Raw genomic sequence first — 19,989 nt, 5'->3', positions numbered from 1 at the left:
CGCTCTGGTAGATCGATGAAGCGGCGCTGCCGTCGGCCGCGATGGTGCGGCCGAACTTCAATCGGGAGAGCAAATGCCATGAGAATGAGAAGATGGACGTGGCCGACGCTGCTGGCGGCATCGGCGCTGATGATACCGCTCCGCGCGGGAGCGGTCGATTTCACCTGCTGGAACCCGGGCGGCGCGGGGTTGGCCAGCGCCAGGGAGGAATACTGGACGCCGGAAAGAATTGCCGCGGCGATCCCTGATGGCGAGATGCTCCCGACACTGCCCACTGATGGGTTTCAAAGCGACCGCGAAGGCAATCTCGTGGGCGATGCCGAACGGGCGCCGATCGGCGAGGCGCCCTACAAGTATGGCGGCCAACTGGTCTACACGCGCGGCGGGCACGATTACTCCGCCAGCGCCCAATTCGTCGCGGATGCCAATATCGTCATCGGCGCCGCCCACAGCCTCTGGAAAGGCGGCCTGGCGGCGAGCAACATCCGCTTCTATCAGGGATATTCCGGCGGCGGCGGGACACTCTACCGAATGGACAGGGCGGCCGTGCTGCTGCGCTGGACCGAGGTCGCGGACAACCAGCCGAGCCTGGCGAGGTCGCAATTCGACTATTCCGTGATGCGCACCACCGTCGCCTCCGCCGTCGGCAAATATGAACTCGCCATCGACGGCGCCCATGTGGACGACGACGTGACGGTCACCGGTTACCCCGCGCGTCTCGATGGCGGCGAATACATGTATCGGGAAACCGCCCGCATCACAGTGCAGGCCGGCACCGCTTATGACGCACGCCCGCATCCCATGTATGGCGGCGGCGCAAGCGGGGGGGCATGGTTCGTCACGGCCGACAACGTCCACAAGGCGGTCAGCGTCGTTTCCAGCGGTGCGGCTGATGGTGTTTACGGCCCCAGTTTTACTCAGGATACTGCCGACCTGATCGCGATCGTCAAGAATGGCTGCCCGTAAGCGGGCCGCCGGATCCCGAGCCGGCGGCATCGGTGGGGAGTCGCCGCATTGGCCCGGTGCCCGCAGAGGCGTCCGCGTCATTCAGGCCGCAGGGTCTGAATGACGCGAGATGATCTGCAGCGATTTCTTATTGAAAATGATGATCCGGTGCTGCCGCATGCCGATCAGCCGCTTGCTTTTCCAGGCCTGGAGCTGCGCATTGATACGCGGCCGGCTGGCATTGATGAGCTGGCCCATGCGGCTCTGGGAGATCGGTTTTTCGATGAGGATGCCGTCGCTCGTCGATCGTCCGTGGGCGGCGCCGAGATTGAGCAGAAGCCGCGCAAGGCGGGTCTCCAGCGGGTAGAGCGCCATTCCTTCCGCAAACATCATGGTGCGGTGGAGCTTTCTGGCGATCGTCCGCATGAGATAGGAAGCGACCTGCGGAATTGTCGAAAGTTCGTTGAATGTCTTGCGATCGATTTCCAGCAGTCGCGTCGCCCCGCAGATGACGGCGTTCGAGGAATGCCGGTAGTTGAGAGCGAACTCGATCTCGCCGACGGCATCCCCGGGCTGAAGTTCCGAAAAGATCACTTCGTTGCCTTCCTCGGATATGAAATAAAGAGAAATGCCGCCTGAAACTATAATGTAAAACGTGTCGCAGGGATCGCCATTCAGGAACAGAGTCTGTCGATCTCTGTATGAGTTTATATTTATCCTGTTTGCAAACGCGGAAATAACATCATCCTCCGCCGAGCTGAATGGCTCTATCCTGCTTATTTCCTCGGAGATCTTCTGAGTCTTCGTTGTTTTCATCTGCTCGCAACCACCCTGAGATCGGAAATCTGATTGCCATCCGGCGGGCTGATATTTATCGATTATACAAACTAGGGTTGTTACCTGCGTTACATATTTGGAGATTTAAATATCCTAGGTTGTGTTTGTGCAAACGGCATTCCCTAAAACCACGTGCCGGGATCACAGACGCCGTCACCGCGTGGTGCGGTGCGGCAACCCCAAAGAGGAGAGGTATAATGACGATTTATATGGGCCAGAACGCGATCAAGGCCTTCAGCGCTCAGGCTGCGGGCCAGCCCTACAGCCTCACGGTTCTCAACGAGAATTCGAAATGGCAGCAGTTCGCCCTGTTCCAGACGATCCCCCAGGTCATCGGGCCGTCGGTCGATCCGCTGTCGCTTGCCTGGATGGTCGGCGGCGCCGCGGCCGGTAGCCCCGATCAGCCGAGCACGTCGTCGTTCAACTGGACGATCGACTACTCCGTGACGGTCGGCTACATCCAGCAACTGGGCTCCGCGGGCTCGCCGCGTTCCTTCCAGACCGCAAGCTCGGTTGGCGTCATGATCGACACCCAGAACACCGTGCCGGTGACCTATCAGGGGCCGTTCCCCTACGGTGCCCCCGGCTTCCCGGAGGGCCCGTCCGATGGCGTCAAGGGCCTCATCGTCGCCAAGGCGGACGGCACCATTCCGACCACCGCGGTGCAGGCCAGCAAGAATGTCTACGTCAACGTCGGCATCGCCATGGCCCGCAAGCCGACCATCGCCGTCCAGCTCGAACCCAACCTCGTCTATCAGTTCACTCCGAAGCCCAGATACTACATCCTCGCCGGCTCCTTCGTCGAAGGGCAGGTGATCGACACGGCCACCTCTTCGGCGGCCTATGAAGTGAGCTTTACCGGCGTCACGGATGTCTCCGTGCGGTTCACCCAGCAGAACCAGTTCATGCCGGCATAACGCCGGCGGCTGCCGACATGGACTTTTCGACAGGGACCGCTGGTCGGACATTACCCCAGCCGGCAACCGGTCCTCGTTCGCAAAAAAAAGGAGGCCGCGGGAAACCGCGGCTTTCTGGTTCCGGAAATATATCTGTCCTAAGACGCCCGTTTCTGCCCGCTTCCGTGAACCGCGACGATCATGCGCGGATTGGCCTTTGCCGTTTCGAGCGCGGTGCCGGCCTGCAGGCGCAGTTCCTGCGGTGAAAAGGCGTCCGCGGTGAGTGCCGCGCCGACCGAAAGGCCGATGCCGCTCGTGCCGTCGGAGGCGGCAAAGACGAGGTTGTCGGTGATCGAGGCGATCAGCCGTTCGGCGATCGGCTGCACGCTGTCGCGGCCGACGTCGCGGAAGACGAAGGCGAAATCGCCCTTGCCGATGCGCGCCAGGAAATCGTTCTTCTTGATCGCCTTGCGGAAGATCGAGGCCGCCTTCTTGACGATGCGGTTGACGGCGGGATCGCCGTAGGTGCGGGCAAGGTGCGGAAGGTCGGTGATCGTCACCAGAAACAGCGCGGTGTCGCGGCTGTCGGCATCGACGCCATAAAGCGCCTCCAGCCGTTCGGCGAGCGCGGCATGGTTCGGCAGCGAGGTCAGCCGGTCGCGCAGCGTCACCGAGCGGGCAACGGATGCCTCGCGCTCGGCCTTGACCAGACGATCGGCGCCGGCTCTGAGGATTGCCTCCAGCTCGGTCTCGGCGACCACGGCGTCCGAGAGCGAGACGCTCAGATATTCGATCTCGGCCAGAATATCCTCAGGCCCGGCGGTGCTGTCCTGTCGCAGGCTGCGGGCGACGGTTTCCAGCACGCGGGTAAAACCCTTCTTCTGGGTGACGCCGCTTGCCATCTTGTCCCTGAGTTCCAGCAGCAGCTTGATTTCCTGATCACGCCCCCTGACCGGCATCAGCGCGACGAAGGCGGGCAGCTGGTGCCGCAGCCCCATCTCGTCGAGCACTGTCTGCGAAGGGCCGGCCGAGAGTGCCAGCACTTCCCGCGAAAGGGCCGGGTCGCCGCCCAGCAGCGCTTCGTGGAACAGCTCGTAATTGCGCGGCAGGCCGCTCACGTCCAGCTTCGCCATCAGCTGAACGACGGCCTGCAGGCCGCGATCCTGTCCCGTTCTGCTTGCTTCGCCCGCCATCTCTCGTCCCCACAGGTTGATCCGGCCGGTAGTCCCGGCTTGTTCGATAGTGCGACAAGCCATGCGCGATACGCTTTTAACATTTGCTAAAAAGGGCCGGATCGTCGGCAGTTACGGTTAAAGGATCGTCGAAACGGCCGATCGAATGCGATCCATGAAATTTCCTGACTGGATTCAAAGGGAAATTTGCTTTCAATATCGCCGGCCAACATCCGGATCAGGAGCCTGCCATGACCCGTATTCTCTATTCGCTCTGCGGCACCGACGAAAGCCGCCCGTTTTCGCCGCATTGCTGGAAAGTCGTGCAGGCGCTCGCCCACAAGGGCCTCGATTTCATCGAGAAGCCGACGCCGTTTACCGAAATCCCAAGCCTCGAAGGCGGGTTTTCGAAGACCGTGCCGATCCTGCGCGACGGCAACGAACTGATCCGCGACAGTTTCGAGATCGCGCTTTACCTGGAGGAGACCTATCCGGACCGGCCGACGCTGTTCGGCGGACCGGCGGGCAAGGCGCTCGCCCGTTTCGTCGAGGGTTTTTCCCAGATGGTGGTCCACACGGCGATCACGAAGATCGCCGTCAAGAACATTCATGACATGCTCGGCGAGACCGACCAGGTCTATTTCCGCACCAGCCGTGAAGCCCGGCTCGGAAAGACGCTGGAAGAGATCGAAGCGGGCCGGCAGGCGGAGATCGAGGGTTTCGCGCCGAAGCTGGAGCCGATCCGCCACGCCCTGAAATATCATGATTTTATCGGCGGCGACGGCCCGCTTTTCGTCGACTACATCCTGTTCGGTGCGCTGCAGTGGATGCGCGTCACAGCCGGCGCCAAGGTGTTTTCCGACGACGACCCCGTCGGGTTGTGGTTCGAACGCTGCCTCGACCTGCATAATGGCGTCGGGCGCAGTGTGACAGCGGCGTGAAATTGCCCGAACCCCCTTGTTTCCAGTGAAAGGGGCGGGTAAAGACCCCGCACTTTCCCCCTTATTCACGGGCCACAGGAAACGAAGGATAGAACAATGGCGATTGAACGCACGTTTTCGATGATCAAGCCGGATGCCACCAAGCGCAACCTCACGGGCGCCATCACCAAGGTGTTTGAAGACAATGGCCTGCGCGTCATCGCTTCCAAGCGCGTCTGGATGAGCAAGCGCGAAGCCGAAGGCTTCTACGCCGTTCACAAGGAACGCCCGTTCTTCGGCGAACTCGTCGAAGGCATGACCTCCGGCCCGACCATCGTCCAGGTTCTGGAAGGCGAAAACGCCATCCTGAAGAACCGCGAGATCATGGGCGCCACCAACCCGGCCAACGCCGACGAAGGCACCATCCGCAAGACCTTCGCGCTGTCGATCGGCGAGAACTCGGTACACGGTTCCGACGCTCCGGAAACCGCCGCCCAGGAAATCGCCTACTGGTTCTCGGAAACCGAGATCGTCGGCTGATTTGAAATTGGGATCCGGAGCTTCAGGCTTCCGATCGGAATAATCGGAACCGGGGCCCTTGCCCCGGTTTTTTCATGGGCGGCCGCATGCGGCAGCCGGTTGAGGCCATTCAGGCCGGGCAATCGTCAGGCTGGGCGTAGTCGAGCGTCCCGTCCGGCTTGAAGACCTCCGGGTTGCGCTCATAACCGGCGCCGAGCACCAGCGGCTTGCTCGGAAGCACCGACTGGTCGACATCGGAGACGAGCTGGGTCTTCAATTCCTGCAACGTCCGGCCGCCGGCATCCACCAGCCGGATATCCACGGAATAGGGCTTGTCCTTGCGCACGCAGCGGACATTGGGGCTCTGCAACGTGATCTTGTCCCATGCCGGGAAAATCTTTTCGTTGACGACGATCGGTTCGCCGCCGGCCGGGTCGTCGAATTTCGCGATCGCCACGGTTCCGTCCGGTATCGGCCCCGTCTTCTTCAGCGTCACCAGGTAGGTGGCGCTGGCGACCCGGTAGTTGAACACGAAGATATGTCCGCTGACCTCCACCAGCTTTTCCGTCTCGCGCTGGCAGGCGGCGAGGGTGAGGGCGGCAAGGCCGAAAGCCATAAGCCTGAAAACCATAAGCCGGGCCATCATGACACGGCCTCCTTCTTCCTGCGATGATAATGGCGGCTGGCTTTGACGCGGTTGCCGCACACCGCCATGTCGCACCATGTGCGGCTGCGGTTCCGGCTGCGATCGATGAACAGCCATCCGCAACTGCCGCAGATTTTCATCCGCACGATTTCCGCCTCTGCAAGCAGCCTGAGCGCCGAATGGGCGGTCGCCGCCTCCAGTGAGTTTTTCCGGGCGCGGCGCAGGACGGCCGCCGTCGCCTCGAGGAAATCGGCAAGCAACGTCTGCGCGTCGTCGCCTGTTAGGCGGGTGCGAAAATAGCGGTCGATCGCTTCGCGCAGGGCAATGAACGGCGCGTGGTTTTCGGGCTCCACGGGCGCCAGATCGCTGAACAGCGCCCGCTCGGCGGAAAATTTTTCGGCCGCCTTCGGAAAGGCCTCCATCTGCTTCGGCTCGGCGAACCGGTCGATGCTGCGTGCCGGATCGAAGCGCAGGATCACGCTGTTGGCGACATCCAGCGCCAGCGCGCCTCCGGCGAAACGGTGCGGGGTCCAGGAAAAGCTCATGGCGATATTATAACTGGTAAAATGCAGTTGACCAGTTATATTCGATGTCGCTATCGGAGTGCCCATGGCCTATCTGCTGCAGCAACTGGCGAACGCGGTCCCGCTGGCGGCGCTCTACGCGACGCTCGCCTTCGGATATGCGATCGCCTTCGCGGTGACGAAGCGGGCCGACATCACCTACGGGGCGATCTTTGCCTTTTCCGGCCATCTCTACCTGCTCTTCGCCCATTTCGGCTGGGACCGGCTGTGGCTGATCCTGCCCGCTGCATTGGGGCTAGGTGCGGCCGCCGGGATCGCCGGGGGCATCGGGGCAGGGGTGACGGTCGGCCAGTTCGTCATGCGCCCGCTTGCAGAAATCTCGCCGAACGCAGTGATCGTCGCCTCGCTCGGCGTGCTGATGGTGCTGATGGAGGGCGCCCGGATCGCCGCCGATACGCGCGAACTCTGGCTGCCGCCCTTCCTCAACGACGCGGTCGTGTTCTGGCACGCCGACGGCTTTCCGGTGACGCTGACGCTGATCCAGCTGGCCAACATCGCCCTGATGCTGGCGACCATCGGCATGGGCTATCTCGTGCTGGCACGCAGCCATTGGGGCCGCATCTGGCGGGCTGTTTCCGACGACCCTCTGGCGGCTGAACTCTCGGGCACCAATTCCAGGCGGGTCTTCGTCATGGCTTACGCGGCGGCAGCTTTTTACGCTTCGGTCTGCGGCGTGCTCGCCACCTCCCATTACGGCACGATGGATTTTGGCGCCGGCCTGCTGTTCGGGCTGAAAGTGGTACTGATCGCCGCCGCCGGGGGCCATTCCAACCCGCTGCGCTCAGCCGCGGGCGCCGCGGTCATCGGGTTCGCCGAAACGCTCTGGAGCGGCTACGGCCCGATCGTCTGGCGCGACCTTTTTGTGGTCGCGGCCCTGGTCATGGTGCTGGTGATGAGCCGGCGGGAGCGTGTCGTGCCGTGAGTAAAGCCGGGATGTCCTAGTCGGCAGCCGTGCGCGGCTGCCGGAAGTGCAATCCCTGTGGTCGGCTGGATGAAGCTAGGCGCTCTTTCGCCAGGAATGGGCCGGCGAGTCCGATCCGTTTTCGACCCTGAACTGGCTGACCAGGTTGCGCAGCGTCGCGCTTTCGTTCGCAAGCGAGGCGGAGGCGGCGCTGGCTTCTTCGACCATGGCCGCGTTCTGCTGGGTCGTATGGTCGAGATTGTTGACCGCCTTGTTGATCTCAGCCAAGCCCGTCGATTGCTCCCGCGACGACGCGGCGATGGCGTCGATATGCTGGCTCATGGCAACCACGAGTTCGCCGATCTGTTTCAGCGCGCCGCCTGTCCTCGACACGAGCTCCACGCCCGTCGCCACCTCGCCGCTGGATGTCTGGATGAGTGCCTTGATCTCCTTTGCGGCCTGGGCGGAGCGTTGCGCCAGTTCGCGCACCTCCTGGGCCACGACGGCAAAGCCCTTGCCCGTCTCGCCGGCGCGCGCAGCCTCCACGCCGGCGTTCAATGCCAGCAGGTTGGTCTGGAAGGCGATCTCGTCGATGACGCCGATAATGCTTGATATCTGGTTGGAAGACTGTTCGATCCGGCTCATCGCATCGACCGTCTGGGCGACGATTTCGCCGGACGTCGTGGCGCTCGCGTCGGCTTGCACGGCAACCTTGCGCGCCTCTTCGGCACGTTTGGAGGACGATGCGAGGTTTGCCGTGATCTCGTCGAGCGCTGCGGCCGTCTCTTCCAGTGCCGCGGCCTGCTGTTCGGTGCGTTTGGCAAGGTCGTTCGCACTGTGGGCAATCTCGCTCGACCCCGAGTCGAGCCCGACCGTCGATCCGGCGACCTTGCTCAACGTCTGACGCAGCTGATCGACGGCGCTGTTGAAATCACTTCTCAGGCCCTCGAAATCCGCCTCGAACGGTTCGTGGATCCGGACGGTCAGATCTCCCGCGGCAAGCTTCTTCAGATTGCCCGCCAGTCCGTTCGTCGCCTGCGCCATCGCGGCTGCCCGCGCGCGCTCGGTGCCTTCCCGCCGCTGGCGATCGGTTTCGGCAAGCGCCCTGCTGTCCTCGATATCCTTGTCGGCACGGCCCTTGGCCAGTGCCGTCTGCCTGAAGACCTCGACCGTGCCAGCCATCGAGCCGATTTCATCCGTCCTGTCGGCAAAGGGAATTGCCGTATCGGCGTCGCCTCCCGCGAGGCGGATCATCGCATTGGTGATCGTTTTGATCGGCCGGGAAATCTGAAGCGCCACATAGATGATGGCACCGGCCAGGATCGCGATGACCAGTCCGATCAAAGTCCATGTGCTCCAGAGAATGGTCTCGTAGGTCAGGACGCTGCTGTTATAGGACGCATCCGAGCCTTTGACGTTTATGCCGAGCAGCTCGCCCGCGTTCTGTTCGGCCTTCTGAACAATCGGCTCCATGTCGCGGTAGAAGATGCTCTTGGCGACATCGTTATCGTTCTTGCGGGATTTCTCGAGCATGGGCTCGGCCGCGGTGGCGTAGTCGTTTGCGCGTTGCGCAATGAGATCCAGCAGCTCTTTTTCGCGGGGCGAGGAAATCAGGGAACGGTAAGCCTCGATCGAATTTGCCAGTTTCGCCTTTTGCGCGGTGACCTGCTTTTCCGCGGCTGCGATCGCTTCGTCGCTGATCGACATGATGTGGTCTGCGTAAGCAAACTTCATCTTCTGAAGTTCGAGCTGCATGCTCCGGACCACGGAAACGCTCGGCAGCCAGTTCCGGGCGATCTCGGCCGTATCCTCGTTGACCTGCCTCACGCTCACGAGAGAGAACAGGGCAAACAGGAGAAACAGGGCAGCAAAAGTGAGGTTGATGAGGACAAGCGAAGTTCGAACCGTAGGCCTGCGCATAAATTTCACTCCATAAGAAGCAGTATGTCAGACCAAGCGGATGAACCTGGGCTTTGAATAGTATGCGTAATTTAGTGAATTCTACTTAAAGAAGCGTGAAAACGCCGGCCGGGACCCTGCAGGCGGCTATGGCTCTGCTTTGCACCCAGTATTGATTTCCGCAGCGAAGGTTTTGATTGAAGGATTTTACCGTAGCGGGTCGCAATATATTGCACTGGAGACCCTTCACGGTCGTCCCGCATCGGGATGAAACGGGACCATGATCTTTTCAGGGAATGGGCGTGGCGCTTGGTGTGATCACCGCCACTTGTCGCGGGCGGCATCGTCCGTGTCCTTGGCGGAGACCCAGTCCCCCTTTTGGCCGTCGGCGGCATGTTCCTTCTTCCAGAAGGGGGCCGAGGTCTTCAGGAAATCCATAACGAAACTGGCGCCGTCGAAGGCCGCCTGCCGGTGGGTGGCGGCCGCGATCACCAGCACGATGTTTTCGCCGGGCAGGATCTTGCCGAAGCGGTGGATGGCGGTAAGGCCGATGAGCGAGAAACGCTCGATCGCCAATTCGCCGATGCGGCGCATCTCCGCTTCCGCCATGCCCGGATAGTGTTCGAGTTCCAGCGCTGACAGCGCGCCCTGCTCGTCGCGGCAGAGGCCGGTGAAGGTGACGACGGCGCCGATGTCCTTGCGCCCGGCGGTCAGGCCGGCGATCTCGGCCGTGAGGTCGAAGTCGGTGGACTGGATGCGGATGGTGGGGGTGGTCATGGACATCTAAGATCTCCGTTGCCGCGGGCCGAGCTTGCCTCGCGCGCTCCCCGCCCTTCGCTTTCGCTCAGGGCGTTCGTCACTGAAATCGATTCACTGGATCGATTTCTCCGGCTTCGCCGGACCGTTCCTCACCCACCCGTCATCGGCGGGAAGATGCCGATCTCCCGCGCGCCGGCGATCGGTTCGTCGTGTTCGGCATGTTCCTGGTTGATGGCGACGCGGATGACATCGGGGAACTGCAGCGCGTTTTCGTATTCCTCGCCGAGCGTCGTCAGGTGGGCGAGCAGATCGCCTACGGTGACGACGGTTGCCGGCAGGTCGAGGTCTTCCTCGGGTTTGCCGATCCGTTCGCGTACCCAGGCGAAATAGACGAGTTTGACGGTCATTCTTCGTCCACCAGATGTTTGACGCCGGCCTTGAAGTAATCGTAGCCGGTGTAGAATGTGAGGATTGCGGCGATCCACAGAAGCGCGATGCCCATCTGGGTCGTGTAGGGCACGATCTTGTCGCCAGCAGGCCCGGCCAGCAGGAAGGCGATCGCTACCATCTGGATCGTCGTCTTCCACTTGGCGATGCGGGTCACTGGCACGGAGACCTTCAGCGCGGCAAGGTATTCGCGCAGGCCCGAGACCAGGATTTCGCGGCAGAGGATCGTGATCGCCGCCCAGAGCGACCAGCCGGCGATGGTCTGGTCGGCGGCGAGCAGAAGCAGCACGGCGGCGACCAGCAGCTTGTCGGCGATCGGGTCCAGCATGCGGCCGATATTCGAGGTCTGGTTCCAGATGCGGGCGAGATAACCGTCGAGATAATCTGTGATCGAGGCGGCCGCGAACAGTATCAGCGCCGTCCAGCGCGCCACGTCCGAGCTTTCAAGCTGCCCCTCGATGAAGAAGCAGCCGACGATGATCGGCACGGCCACGATGCGCGCATAGGTCAAAAGATTGGGAATATTGTATGCGCGCGACGCCATGGAGAGCCTTCCGGATGTTTGCTCCTAGTTGATGCGTTGAGGCCGAGGCGTCAACAGGGCTGGGCGGCTTTTTTGCAGACGATTGCGTCAGGCAGATTTAACCCGCCCGGTTCTCGTGGAAATGGTTGTAGATCTGCTTTGCCACCGCCTCCGAAATTCCCTCCACGGCCATGAGGTCTGTAAGGCCCGCCCGCGACACCGCTTTGGCCGTGCCGAAATGCTGCAGGAGTTTGCGCTTGCGTCCCGGGCCGATGCCGGAAATCTCGTCGAGCGGGTTCTTGACCATCTCCTTCTTGCGCCGCGCCCGGTGTGAGCCGATCGCGAACCGGTGCGCCTCGTCGCGCATCCGCTGGATGAAGTAGAGGACGGGGTCGCGTGGCGGCAGCGAGAAGTCGGAGCGGCCATCGGCGAAGAAGCGCTCGCGGCCGGCATCGCGGTCGACACCCTTGGCGACGCCGATCGCGGTGACCACGTCGCGGATGCCGAGTTCGTCGAGAATGGCGCGCACCGCCGTCATCTGGCCCTGGCCGCCGTCGATCAGGATCACGTCCGGCCAGGCGGGGAAGGCGGCGTCGGCCGCATCCTCGGCGCTCGCGCCGGCGGCGGCGGTGCGGTCCGGAATGCCTTCTTCCTTGAGGAGGCGGCTGAAACGGCGGGTCATTACCTCGCGCATCATGCCAAAGTCGTCGCCGGGGGTGATGTCGGTCGATTTGATGTTGAACTTGCGGTACTGGCTCTTCACGAAGCCTTCCGGCCCTGCCACGACCATGCCGCCGACGGCGTTTGTGCCCATGATATGCGAGTTGTCGTAGATCTCGATCCGGCGGGGCACGAAGGACAGGCCGAAAGTCTCGGCCAGGCCCTGCAGCAGGCGCCCCTGCGACGAGGTTTCGGCAAGCCGGCGGCCATGTGCCTCGCGGGCATTGGCCAGCACATGGTCGGTCAGGTCCTTCTTCTCGCCGCGCTGGGGCACGGTGATCGTCACCTTGTGCCCTGCCTTTTCGCCAAAGGCGAGCGCCAGCAGGTCCTGTTCCTCGACGGCTTCCGACAGCAGGATCTGTTTCGGCACCGGCTTGTCGTCATAGAACTGGGCGAGAAAGGCATTGAGCACTTCCGCGCCCGAGAGCTGCGGGTCGGCCTTCGGGAAATAGGCACGATTGCCCCAGTTCTGGCCGGTCCTGAAAAAGAACACCTGGATGCAGAAGAGACCGCCCTCGTAGTAGATGGCGAAAACATCCGCCTCCTCGACGCCGGCCGGGTTGATGCCCTGGTGGCTCTGGACATGGGAAAGCGCCGCCAGCCGGTCGCGATAGATTGCGGCCCGCTCGAAATCGAGGTCCTCGGAGGCCTCCGCCATCTGGTGGGCGATCGCCGACTTGACGTTCTGGCTCTTGCCGGACAGGAAGTCCTTGGCCTCGCCGACCAGTTCCGCATACCCCTCGTCGCTGATCTCGTGGGTGCAGGGCCCCGAACAGCGCTTGATCTGATAGAGCAGGCAGGGGCGGGTGCGGGTCTCGAACACGCTGTCGGTGCAGGTGCGCAGCAGGAAGGCGCGCTGCAGCGAATTGATGGTGCGCCCGACGGCGGCGGCCGATGCGAAGGGGCCGAAATAATCGCCCTTGCGGGCGCGGGCGCCGCGATGCTTGAAGATCGCCGGTGCCCGGTGGTCGCCGGTAATCATGATATAGGGGAAGGACTTGTCGTCGCGCAGAAGCACGTTGAAGCGCGGCCGCAGGCGCTTGATCAGATTGGCTTCGAGCAGCAGCGCCTCGGTCTCCGTCCGCGTCGTGACGAATTCCATATGAGTGGTTTCGCGCACCATCTTGGCGAGGCGGTTGGAATGGACGCGGCCCTGCGCATAGTTGCCGACGCGCTTCTTGAGGCTGCGGGCCTTGCCGACATAGAGCACGTCCTGCGCATCGTTGAACATCCGGTAGACGCCCGGCGCATTCGGCAGGTGCTTGACGAATTCGGCGATCAGCTCGGCGCCCTTCAGCCCCGTCTCGTTCTTCCAGCCTTCGTTCCAGTCGATCGACGCGGCGGGACCCTGGCTCGGCTCGGCCACCATCACGTCGTCGTCGTCTTCTTCCGTCTCGTCGTAGAGAACGCCGCCGTCGGGCAGCTTCGTTCCGTTCATTCCACAGTCTCCGCCGGATGTCGGCATCCGGTCTTTGGCGATTCGATCCCTGAACTCATGACATGTGCCCGCGAGCGGCAGCTTGTCAAAATATCGCGGGTGAAGCGGCCTGATTCCCTGAACAAAGACCGCTGCCGGAGAAATAGTGTCTTGGCGCCGGTTTTGAAAGCGTCGGGAGGCGATCCCTCTCATTTGGGCGCGGAGGGCGAAAACAGCGATTTCGCGGGGGACGATTCAAGGCAGAAATTCGGCAACGCCATGCGCGGAGGCCGGCAGGCCGGTTCCGCGCGCGGGAAGGGAGCTATTTCCACCGATCAATTCATGTTTCGTCCGGGTCAGGACCGGCGTTTTATTCGGGATATAAGTCGAATGGTCGAAAGCGCGGCGGCACCGGTTCGGCCCAAAAGTTGTATTGACGTCATTATGCTTGTGATCTAAGAAGTAAGCCGTAAATGTAAAAATATTTATATTTAAAGTAAGTATTGGTTAAGGTTAAGAAAATACGTGTTGCGATACAGCAACATCCAATTTTGGCCTTCTGGGCGCCACAATCAATTCACATTTCGGCTCTTTCAATTCCTCAATTGACCGCCACATTCCGTTTCAGCGGGCAGGGAACCAATGTGTCGCCAATCATGTTGTGGCGGCAAATTCCCGGCACAGCAGTAAAAGGAGAAAATGTATGCGTACTCTTATCGCAACTCTGATGGCCTCGGCAGCCAGCTTTATCGCCATCTCTGCGGCCAATGCCGCTGATGCCGTTGAACAAATTCCGCAGGCTCCGGTCGCGGTCGAAGAGCCGGCAAAGGTCTCCAACTGGGAAGGTTTCTACCTCGGTGGCTACGGTCAGTATGATTGGGGTCGTTTCGGCGGCGGCGATCGTGACGGCCAGTTCGGCGGCGGTGCCTACACCGGTTACAACTTCCAGAACGGTTCGATCGTATACGGTATCGAAGCCGACGTTGGTTACAACGGCACCAAGACCACCACGGTCGAAGGTTTTGAAGGCAAGGCCGGCTGGAACGGCTCGGTCCGCGGCCGTGTCGGTTACGACCTGAACCCCTTCCTGATCTATGGTACCGGCGGTGTTGCCTTCCAGAACAACAAGCTGGATGACGGCGTCACGTCCGACGACAAGACCTCGGTCGGTTACACGGTCGGTGCCGGTGCCGAAGCTTTCGTGACCAGCAACATCACCGCCCGCATCGAATATCGTTACACCGATTTCGCAGCCGAGGATTACAGCCTCTCCGGCGGTACGGTCTCGAAGGGCTTCGACGACCACAGCGTCAAGGTCGGTATCGGCGTGAAGTTCTAAGTTCGATAGCCTTAACGGCTGGGGAGAGCCCGGACTTCGGTCCGGGCTCTTTTTTGTTTTGGATATCTCGCCCTACGCGGCCGATTTCATCGCCGCATAGGGCGCGAAACGCTTGGTGAAAATATCCGGCCACGAGGCGAGCTCAGGCCGGCCCTCGGCCCACTGGCCGTTGAAGCGCAGATCGAGATAGCCGATCGTCGCCGCCAGCGCGAAATGACCGCCATGCAGCTTCTTGCCGGTCTTTGGCAGGTTGTTTTCGAGGTGGTCGAGGCCGCGCACCACCTTGCTCCACTGCTTGTCGATCCACGGCTGGTGGATCTTGCTCTCTTCGCGCGAACGGCGCTCGTAGACGATGGCGAGCAGGCAATCCATGATGCCGTCGCAGAGCGCTTCGAGCACTTCCGCCTCGGTGCGCTTCGCATCCTTCTTCGGATAGAGCTTGCCGCCCGACTGGCGGTCGAGCCAGTGCATGATCGCGACGCTGTCGTAGATCGGCGGCTCGCCCTCGCGGATCAGGACCGGGATCTTGCCGAGCGGGTTGTTGTCGATCAGCTCCGGCGGTGCGGCGTTGGTGTCGGTCTTCACCTCGGTTATCGCGATGCCGAGATGGCGCGCCGCCATGCGGACCTTGGCGGAGTAGGGCGAGGCCGGGGAATAAAGCAGCTGCATTGTGTTGTCCTCTCTATGATTTTCAGCGCAGGCCGATCGTCTCTCCGGGGCGGGCGATCTGGCAGTCCTGTCACTTCGCCGGGGGCAGGGTGATCTGGCTTGCTCGGCAGCTATCCCGATCGACCTCGGCGCAATCGCGGAATTGCAGGTCCTTGCTGAGGCAGATACGCACTTCTTCCAGTCGCCGGCCCTCGCAGCTCGTCGAAATGCCGCGCCGGCTCATGCCGGGGTTGGCGGCGACGAATTTTTCTTCGATCTGATCGGGCGACAGCGTCACGGCCGTGTCGCCGCGCGACAGGTCGGCGGGCAGCTTGACGCGCGAAAAGGCTTCGCGCAGCTTGCCGAAATAATCGCGCTGGCTGAGGCCGGTGCAGCTTCCGTGCTTGCGCCACTGGTGGCCGATCAAGCCCATCGACGGCATGATGTCGAACAGCGGTTCGCCGAGCGATTGCGGCACGCGGCCCGGTTCCTTGGTCTCGCAGAAGTCCGGATAGCCCTTTTCGTATTGCGGCCACAGGCCGTGGACGACGAAGCGGAAATCCTTGTCCGTGCTGCATTGCTGGCCGTTCTTGGGCCCACCTTGCGATGCGCAGAAGGTCGGCGACCAGGACAGCGACAGGACGTAGAAATCGAATTGTCCCGCATGATCCTGCCGATTGTCCGGACGGCGCTCCTGGGCAGAGGCAGCAGACGCGAAAACGGCGAGGAAAAGAAAAGCGATAAATCGTTTGGTCATCGGCCGGACCCCTTTAATGCGGCGCACCATGGGCGGGAAGCCGCGTCCGGTCAAGCGTCCGGATCGAGGTCCTTGTCGATGGTTTCGCCGGTCAGCCAGAAGGCCCGCTGCGAGGCGAATCGATCCTGGGCCAGGATGGTTTTCAGGACGGGCAGGAGCGTATGCAGCTCGTCCTTCAGCGTGAAGGGCGGATTGACGATGATGAGGCCCGAGCCCGAGAGCCCTGTCGTCTCCCGGTCGCTTCGAACGGTGAGCTCGGCACACAGCATTTTCGGGATTTCCAAGGCCTTCAGCTCGTCATGGAAGGCCTTGAGCGGCGCGCCCTTCTTGATCGGATACCAAAGGCAAAAGGTGCCGCCCTGGAACCGGCGCCAGCCGGTCGCCAGGCCTTTCACCAGTCGCCTGTATTCGCCTTCTTCCTCGAAGGGCGGATCGACGAGCACGATGCCGCGCTTTTCCTTCGGCGGCAGATGCGCGCCGAGCGCCAGCCAGCCGTCGAGTTCGGTAGCGCGCACCTGAAAGTCGCCTTCGAACAGATTGTGCAGGCGGTTGAAATCCTCGGGATGCAGCTCCATCGCCGACAACCGGTCCTGCGGGCGGAACAGCATGCGGGCGAGTTTCGGCGAGCCGGGATAGAGTTTCAGCGCGCCGTCGGGGTTCAGCTCCCGGACGACCGAGAGATAGGGCTCCAGGAGAGCGCCGACCTTTTCGGGAAGCTCGGCTTCCATCAGCCGGCCGATGCCGTCGCGCCATTCGCCGGTCTTCTGTGCCTCGTCCGAGGAAAGGTCGTAGAGCCCGATCCCGGCATGGGTATCCAGCACGCGAAAAGCCTTGTCCTTGTTCTGGGCATAGCGGACCAGCCGCGCCAGGACCGCGTGTTTGGGGACATCGGCGAAATTGCCCGCGTGATAGATGTGCCGGTAGTTCATGGTCTGTTGTATTCCGGATGAATAAAATTGATGCGCTGCAAATGACGCTTTTGGCGCGCATCTCCATCGAATATAGAAAACCCATGAACGTTGCGACCCCGATTACTGCGAAAACCGCCCTCGGCCACAATTCGGTTGGCCACACCGTCTGTCCGCACGACTGTCCGTCGGCCTGCGCGCTGGATATCGACCTGACCGCCGACGGCAGGATCGGCCGGGTGCGGGGCGCTGCCGACAACAGCTATACCGCGGGCGTCATCTGCGCCAAGGTCGCCCGTTATTCCGAACGGCTCTACCATCCGGGCCGGCTGATGCATCCGAAGCGGCGCACCGGCGCCAAGGGCGAGGGGAGCTGGCAGGAGATTTCCTGGGAAGCCGCCCTCGACGAGATCGCCGATGCCTTCGTCAAGGCCGAGGCGAAACACGGCTCGGAGGCGATCTGGCCGTATTTTTATGCCGGCACGATGGGCCAGGTGCAGCGCGACTCGATCGAACGGCTACGGCACGCGAAAAAGTATTCGGGCTTCTTCGGCACGATCTGCACCAACATGGCCTGGACCGGTTACGTGATGGGAACAGGCGCGCTGCGCGGTCCCGACCCGCGCGAGATGGCGAAGTCCGATTGCGTGGTGATCTGGGGCACCAATGCCGTCTCTACCCAGGTCAACGTCATGACCCATGCGGTGAAGGCCCGCAAGGAACGCGGCGCCAAGATCGTCGTCATCGACATCTACGACAACCCGACGATGAAACAGGCGGACATGGCGCTGACCGTGCGCCCCGGCACCGATGCCGCGCTTGCCTGCGCCGTCATGCATATTGCCTTCCGTGACGGTTACGCCGACCGCGACTACATGGCGAAATATGCCGACGATCCGGCCGGCCTCGAAGGGCATCTGAAGACGAAGACGCCGGAATGGGCCTCTGCTATCACCGGCTTGCCGGTCGCCGAAATCGAGGCCTTCGCCAAGCTCGTCGGCACCACGAAAAAGACGTTCTTCCGGCTGGGCTACGGTTTCGCCCGCCAGCGGAACGGCACGGTCGCCATGCACGCGGCGCTGTCGATTTCGACCGTGCTCGGCTGCTGGCAATACGAGGGCGGTGGCGCCTTTCACAACAATGGCGAGATTTTTCGGCTCAACAAGTCCGAGCTGATGGGCACGGCCTATGCCGATCCGGATATCCGCCAGCTCGACCAGTCGCAGATCGGCCGGGTGCTGACCGGCGATGCCGAGGCGTTGCGTCATGGCGGGCCGGTGACGGCCCTGTTGATCCAGAACACCAACCCGATGAACGTCGCGCCGGAACAGCGCCTCGTCCGCAAGGGTTTTTTGCGCGACGATCTTTTCGTGGCGGTGCACGAACAGTTCATGACCGATACGGCGGAAGTCGCCGACATCGTGCTGCCGGCCACCATGTTCGTCGAGCATGACGACCTTTACCGCGCCGGTGGCCAGCAGCATATCCTGATGGGGCCGAAGCTGGTTGAGCCGCCCTCGACCGTGCGCACCAATCTCTTCGTCATCGAGGAACTGGCCAGGCGCCTCGGTATCGATCATTTCCCCGGTTTCGGCCTCGACGAGCGCCAGCATATCGACCGCATCCTCAACGCCAGTGGCTGGGGAAGCTACGAGGATCTGGCGCGCGAAAAATGGATCGATGCGCAGCCGGATTTCGAAACCGCCCATTACGTCAGGGGCTTCGGTTATCCGGATGGAAAGTTCCGCTTTCGTCCGGACTGGGCGAACGGTCCGTCGCCGGACAAGCCGCCGAAAAACGTCGGGCCGCTGGGGCCGATCGCCGAACTGCCGGTCTTCCCTGACCAGGTCGACGTCATCGAAGTGGCGGACGAAGCGCATCCCTTCCGGCTGGCGACCTCGCCGGCCCGCAGCTTCCTCAACTCCTCCTTCACCGAGACGAAAAGCTCCTATGAGCGGGAAGGGCGGCCGGAAGTGATGATCGAGCCGACCGATGCGAAGCGGCTCGGCATTATCGACGGCGATATCGTCCGGCTGGGCAACCTGCGCGGCGAAATCCGCCTGCATGCGAGGCTCGTGGCCGGAGCAAGGCCGGGCGTGCTGATCGCCGAAGGGCTGTGGCCGAACCACAAGCATCTCGACGGCGAGGGCATCAACGTGCTGACCGGCGCCGATGCCGTGGCGCCCTATGGCGGCGCGGCCTTCCACGACAACAAGGTATGGCTTCGCAAGGACGCAGCATGACGGATACGCATGAACGGGCGGTGGTCGTCAACGACGAAACCCTGTCGAACGGATGGACTCGGCTTTCCAATTACACGCTCGATTACACCGACCGTGGCGGCGCGACGCATAGACTCCGCCGCGAGATCTTTCACCGTACCCCTGCCGCCTGCATCCTGCTCCATGATGCCAGGCGCGACATCGTCGTGCTGGCAAGGCAGTTCCGCCTGCCGGCCTATCTGACCGGCGATCCCGCCTGGATGATCGAGGTTCCGGCCGGCCTGCTGGATGGAGACGGGGCCGAGGAAGCGATTCGCCGCGAGGCGATGGAGGAGACCGGTTACCGAGTTCGTGACGTAAAATTCCTGTTCAAGGCGCTGACCTCGCCCGGTTCGGTGACCGAGGTCGTGCATTTCTTCTATGCGCCGATAGACCTTTCCGATCGCGTCGAGGACGGCGGCGGTCTGGCGGAGGAACACGAGGATATCGAGGTTCTCGAACTGCCGCTCGATGAGGCAGTGGCGATGATCGGCTCGGGCGAGATCATCGACGCCAAGACGATCATAATGCTGCAATGGGCGGTCATAAACCGCGCGTCACTCGCAGGCTGATGGCTTAAACGATAAAATAATCAGCCGTTTGGGCGGCGCCTTTCCACAAGAAAGGCACCGCCTTGATGACGAGGATGAAGATTCGCAACTTCGGATCAAGAGCCGTCCCGTCATTACGAGGCACGGCTGACCGCCAATGTCGGGCTCTGGACGACTTCGCTTTTGTCTTAACGGTGGACGCCGACACTGGTCCCGTTCCGTAGCGGAGGAGGCCGTGAAAGCTTGGCCTTGAGGTCCGATATACGGGCAGCGATCGCCGACAAGCAGGTCGCCGGTTGTTTCAGGCGCCGTGCGAATGTGACTTGACCTTGAGCCGCCC

20 protein-coding genes are annotated in these 19,989 nt (G+C 62.1%); 8 read left to right on the top strand and 12 right to left on the bottom strand.

The window, feature by feature from the left end; genetic code table 11:
* Positions 1-78 precede the first annotated feature (78 nt).
* Positions 79-966, top strand: a complete 888-nt coding sequence (locus J2X76_RS01155) for a hypothetical protein (RefSeq protein WP_310212209.1) — start codon at positions 79-81, stop codon at positions 964-966.
* A gap of 81 nt (positions 967-1,047) precedes the next feature.
* Here the strand turns inward: J2X76_RS01155 and J2X76_RS01150 are convergent, their stop codons facing one another.
* Positions 1,048-1,761, bottom strand: coding sequence for a Crp/Fnr family transcriptional regulator (locus tag J2X76_RS01150; protein ID WP_113130015.1), 714 nt, complete (start codon positions 1,759-1,761; stop codon positions 1,048-1,050).
* Between the two features lie 218 nt (positions 1,762-1,979).
* Here J2X76_RS01150 and J2X76_RS01145 point away from each other — a divergent pair, with 218 nt between their 5' ends.
* On the top strand, positions 1,980-2,699 hold the full coding sequence (locus J2X76_RS01145) for a hypothetical protein (RefSeq protein ID WP_110119660.1): 720 nt from the start codon (positions 1,980-1,982) through the stop codon (positions 2,697-2,699).
* A gap of 137 nt (positions 2,700-2,836) precedes the next feature.
* Here the strand turns inward: J2X76_RS01145 and J2X76_RS01140 are convergent, their stop codons facing one another.
* On the bottom strand, positions 2,837-3,871 hold the full coding sequence (locus tag J2X76_RS01140) for a GGDEF domain-containing protein (RefSeq protein ID WP_310212205.1): 1,035 nt from the start codon (positions 3,869-3,871) through the stop codon (positions 2,837-2,839).
* Positions 3,872-4,101: 230 nt separating this feature from the next.
* On the opposite strand from J2X76_RS01140, the gene J2X76_RS01135 reads away from it, so the two are divergent.
* Together J2X76_RS01135 and ndk are read left to right on the top strand one after the other, a co-directional pair.
* A complete protein-coding gene (locus tag J2X76_RS01135) occupies positions 4,102-4,791 on the top strand; it encodes a glutathione S-transferase family protein (protein ID WP_310212202.1) in 690 nt (229 codons plus the stop codon).
* Between the two features lie 96 nt (positions 4,792-4,887).
* Positions 4,888-5,310 carry a nucleoside-diphosphate kinase gene (gene ndk, locus J2X76_RS01130; protein WP_007769585.1) on the top strand — a complete coding sequence of 141 codons (423 nt, stop codon included), beginning with the start codon at positions 4,888-4,890 and terminating at the stop codon, positions 5,308-5,310.
* 109 nt (positions 5,311-5,419) lie between these two features.
* On the opposite strand, the gene J2X76_RS01125 is transcribed toward ndk, so the two are convergent.
* Positions 5,420-5,932: a hypothetical protein gene (locus tag J2X76_RS01125; RefSeq protein WP_405029996.1), complete on the bottom strand. Its 513-nt coding sequence runs from the start codon at positions 5,930-5,932 to the stop codon at positions 5,420-5,422.
* Positions 5,932-6,480, bottom strand: coding sequence for a CGNR zinc finger domain-containing protein (locus tag J2X76_RS01120; RefSeq protein WP_310212198.1), 549 nt, complete (start codon positions 6,478-6,480; stop codon positions 5,932-5,934). The genes J2X76_RS01125 and J2X76_RS01120 overlap by 1 nt, the downstream gene beginning before the upstream one ends.
* 64 nt (positions 6,481-6,544) lie before the next feature.
* Between J2X76_RS01120 and J2X76_RS01115 the strand changes: the two genes are divergently transcribed.
* Complete coding sequence (locus J2X76_RS01115; RefSeq protein ID WP_310212195.1) at positions 6,545-7,441, top strand: branched-chain amino acid ABC transporter permease; 897 nt, start codon at positions 6,545-6,547, stop codon at positions 7,439-7,441.
* Between the two features lie 75 nt (positions 7,442-7,516).
* On the opposite strand, the gene J2X76_RS01110 is transcribed toward J2X76_RS01115, so the two are convergent.
* The 5 genes from J2X76_RS01110 to uvrC all read right to left on the bottom strand — a co-directional run bounded on the left by J2X76_RS01110 (position 7,517) and on the right by uvrC (position 13,206).
* Positions 7,517-9,340: a HAMP domain-containing methyl-accepting chemotaxis protein gene (locus tag J2X76_RS01110; RefSeq protein ID WP_310212192.1), complete on the bottom strand. Its 1,824-nt coding sequence runs from the start codon at positions 9,338-9,340 to the stop codon at positions 7,517-7,519.
* 297 nt (positions 9,341-9,637) lie between these two features.
* Complete coding sequence (locus J2X76_RS01105) at positions 9,638-10,102, bottom strand: molybdenum cofactor biosynthesis protein MoaE (RefSeq protein WP_405029964.1); 465 nt, start codon at positions 10,100-10,102, stop codon at positions 9,638-9,640.
* Positions 10,103-10,227: 125 nt separating this feature from the next.
* A complete protein-coding gene (gene moaD / locus J2X76_RS01100) occupies positions 10,228-10,485 on the bottom strand; it encodes a molybdopterin converting factor subunit 1 (protein WP_113286014.1) in 258 nt (85 codons plus the stop codon).
* The gene (pgsA, locus tag J2X76_RS01095; RefSeq protein ID WP_110119653.1) at positions 10,482-11,069 is read right to left on the bottom strand and encodes a CDP-diacylglycerol--glycerol-3-phosphate 3-phosphatidyltransferase; all 588 of its coding nucleotides are present in this window, start codon (positions 11,067-11,069) and stop codon (positions 10,482-10,484) included. Before pgsA ends, moaD begins: the two co-directional genes overlap by 4 nt.
* Before the next feature lie 97 nt (positions 11,070-11,166).
* Entirely contained in the window at positions 11,167-13,206 is a 2,040-nt protein-coding gene (gene uvrC / locus J2X76_RS01090; protein WP_310212187.1) for an excinuclease ABC subunit UvrC, read from the bottom strand.
* A 682-nt stretch (positions 13,207-13,888) separates the two neighbouring features.
* Here uvrC and J2X76_RS01085 point away from each other — a divergent pair.
* Positions 13,889-14,524: an outer membrane protein gene (locus J2X76_RS01085; protein WP_113130023.1), complete on the top strand. Its 636-nt coding sequence runs from the start codon at positions 13,889-13,891 to the stop codon at positions 14,522-14,524.
* A 72-nt stretch (positions 14,525-14,596) separates the two neighbouring features.
* Here J2X76_RS01085 and J2X76_RS01080 read toward each other — a convergent pair whose 3' ends face one another.
* The 3 genes from J2X76_RS01080 to J2X76_RS01070 form a co-directional block, all read right to left on the bottom strand.
* Positions 14,597-15,193, bottom strand: coding sequence for a glutathione S-transferase (locus tag J2X76_RS01080; protein ID WP_113130024.1), 597 nt, complete (start codon positions 15,191-15,193; stop codon positions 14,597-14,599).
* A 70-nt stretch (positions 15,194-15,263) separates the two neighbouring features.
* Positions 15,264-15,929: a ribonuclease T2 family protein gene (locus J2X76_RS01075; RefSeq protein WP_310212181.1), complete on the bottom strand. Its 666-nt coding sequence runs from the start codon at positions 15,927-15,929 to the stop codon at positions 15,264-15,266.
* 50 nt (positions 15,930-15,979) lie between these two features.
* Positions 15,980-16,858, bottom strand: a complete 879-nt coding sequence (locus tag J2X76_RS01070; protein WP_310212179.1) for a 23S rRNA (adenine(2030)-N(6))-methyltransferase RlmJ — start codon at positions 16,856-16,858, stop codon at positions 15,980-15,982.
* An 83-nt stretch (positions 16,859-16,941) separates the two neighbouring features.
* On the opposite strand from J2X76_RS01070, the gene J2X76_RS01065 reads away from it, so the two are divergent.
* A complete protein-coding gene (locus tag J2X76_RS01065) occupies positions 16,942-19,080 on the top strand; it encodes a molybdopterin oxidoreductase family protein (protein ID WP_310212176.1) in 2,139 nt (712 codons plus the stop codon).
* Entirely contained in the window at positions 19,077-19,670 is a 594-nt protein-coding gene (locus J2X76_RS01060; protein WP_113130026.1) for an NUDIX domain-containing protein, read from the top strand. The genes J2X76_RS01065 and J2X76_RS01060 overlap by 4 nt, the downstream gene beginning before the upstream one ends.
* The last annotated feature ends 319 nt before the right edge of the window (positions 19,671-19,989 follow it).

It is taken from the genome of Neorhizobium sp. 2083, from assembly GCF_031455615.1.
Lineage (GTDB): Bacteria > Pseudomonadota > Alphaproteobacteria > Rhizobiales > Rhizobiaceae > Neorhizobium.
This window is presented reverse-complemented; position numbering and strand designations above follow the sequence as displayed.

Excerpts from the sequence above, each read along its gene's own strand:
- J2X76_RS01155 (WP_310212209.1), top strand. The coding sequence starts at position 79 with ATGAGAATGAGAAGATGGACGTGGCCGACGCTGCTGGCGGCATCGGCG.
- J2X76_RS01150 (WP_113130015.1), bottom strand. The coding sequence starts at position 1,761 with ATGAAAACAACGAAGACTCAGAAGATCTCCGAGGAAATAAGCAGGATA.
- J2X76_RS01145 (WP_110119660.1), top strand. The coding sequence starts at position 1,980 with ATGACGATTTATATGGGCCAGAACGCGATCAAGGCCTTCAGCGCTCAG.
- J2X76_RS01140 (WP_310212205.1), bottom strand. The coding sequence starts at position 3,871 with ATGGCGGGCGAAGCAAGCAGAACGGGACAGGATCGCGGCCTGCAGGCC.
- J2X76_RS01135 (WP_310212202.1), top strand. The coding sequence starts at position 4,102 with ATGACCCGTATTCTCTATTCGCTCTGCGGCACCGACGAAAGCCGCCCG.
- ndk (WP_007769585.1), top strand. The coding sequence starts at position 4,888 with ATGGCGATTGAACGCACGTTTTCGATGATCAAGCCGGATGCCACCAAG.
- J2X76_RS01125 (WP_405029996.1), bottom strand. The coding sequence starts at position 5,932 with ATGGCCCGGCTTATGGTTTTCAGGCTTATGGCTTTCGGCCTTGCCGCC.
- J2X76_RS01120 (WP_310212198.1), bottom strand. The coding sequence starts at position 6,480 with ATGAGCTTTTCCTGGACCCCGCACCGTTTCGCCGGAGGCGCGCTGGCG.
- J2X76_RS01115 (WP_310212195.1), top strand. The coding sequence starts at position 6,545 with ATGGCCTATCTGCTGCAGCAACTGGCGAACGCGGTCCCGCTGGCGGCG.
- J2X76_RS01110 (WP_310212192.1), bottom strand. The coding sequence starts at position 9,340 with ATGCGCAGGCCTACGGTTCGAACTTCGCTTGTCCTCATCAACCTCACT.
- J2X76_RS01105 (WP_405029964.1), bottom strand. The coding sequence starts at position 10,102 with ATGTCCATGACCACCCCCACCATCCGCATCCAGTCCACCGACTTCGAC.
- moaD (WP_113286014.1), bottom strand. The coding sequence starts at position 10,485 with ATGACCGTCAAACTCGTCTATTTCGCCTGGGTACGCGAACGGATCGGC.
- pgsA (WP_110119653.1), bottom strand. The coding sequence starts at position 11,069 with ATGGCGTCGCGCGCATACAATATTCCCAATCTTTTGACCTATGCGCGC.
- uvrC (WP_310212187.1), bottom strand. The coding sequence starts at position 13,206 with ATGAACGGAACGAAGCTGCCCGACGGCGGCGTTCTCTACGACGAGACG.
- J2X76_RS01085 (WP_113130023.1), top strand. The coding sequence starts at position 13,889 with ATGCGTACTCTTATCGCAACTCTGATGGCCTCGGCAGCCAGCTTTATC.
- J2X76_RS01080 (WP_113130024.1), bottom strand. The coding sequence starts at position 15,193 with ATGCAGCTGCTTTATTCCCCGGCCTCGCCCTACTCCGCCAAGGTCCGC.
- J2X76_RS01075 (WP_310212181.1), bottom strand. The coding sequence starts at position 15,929 with ATGACCAAACGATTTATCGCTTTTCTTTTCCTCGCCGTTTTCGCGTCT.
- J2X76_RS01070 (WP_310212179.1), bottom strand. The coding sequence starts at position 16,858 with ATGAACTACCGGCACATCTATCACGCGGGCAATTTCGCCGATGTCCCC.
- J2X76_RS01065 (WP_310212176.1), top strand. The coding sequence starts at position 16,942 with ATGAACGTTGCGACCCCGATTACTGCGAAAACCGCCCTCGGCCACAAT.
- J2X76_RS01060 (WP_113130026.1), top strand. The coding sequence starts at position 19,077 with ATGACGGATACGCATGAACGGGCGGTGGTCGTCAACGACGAAACCCTG.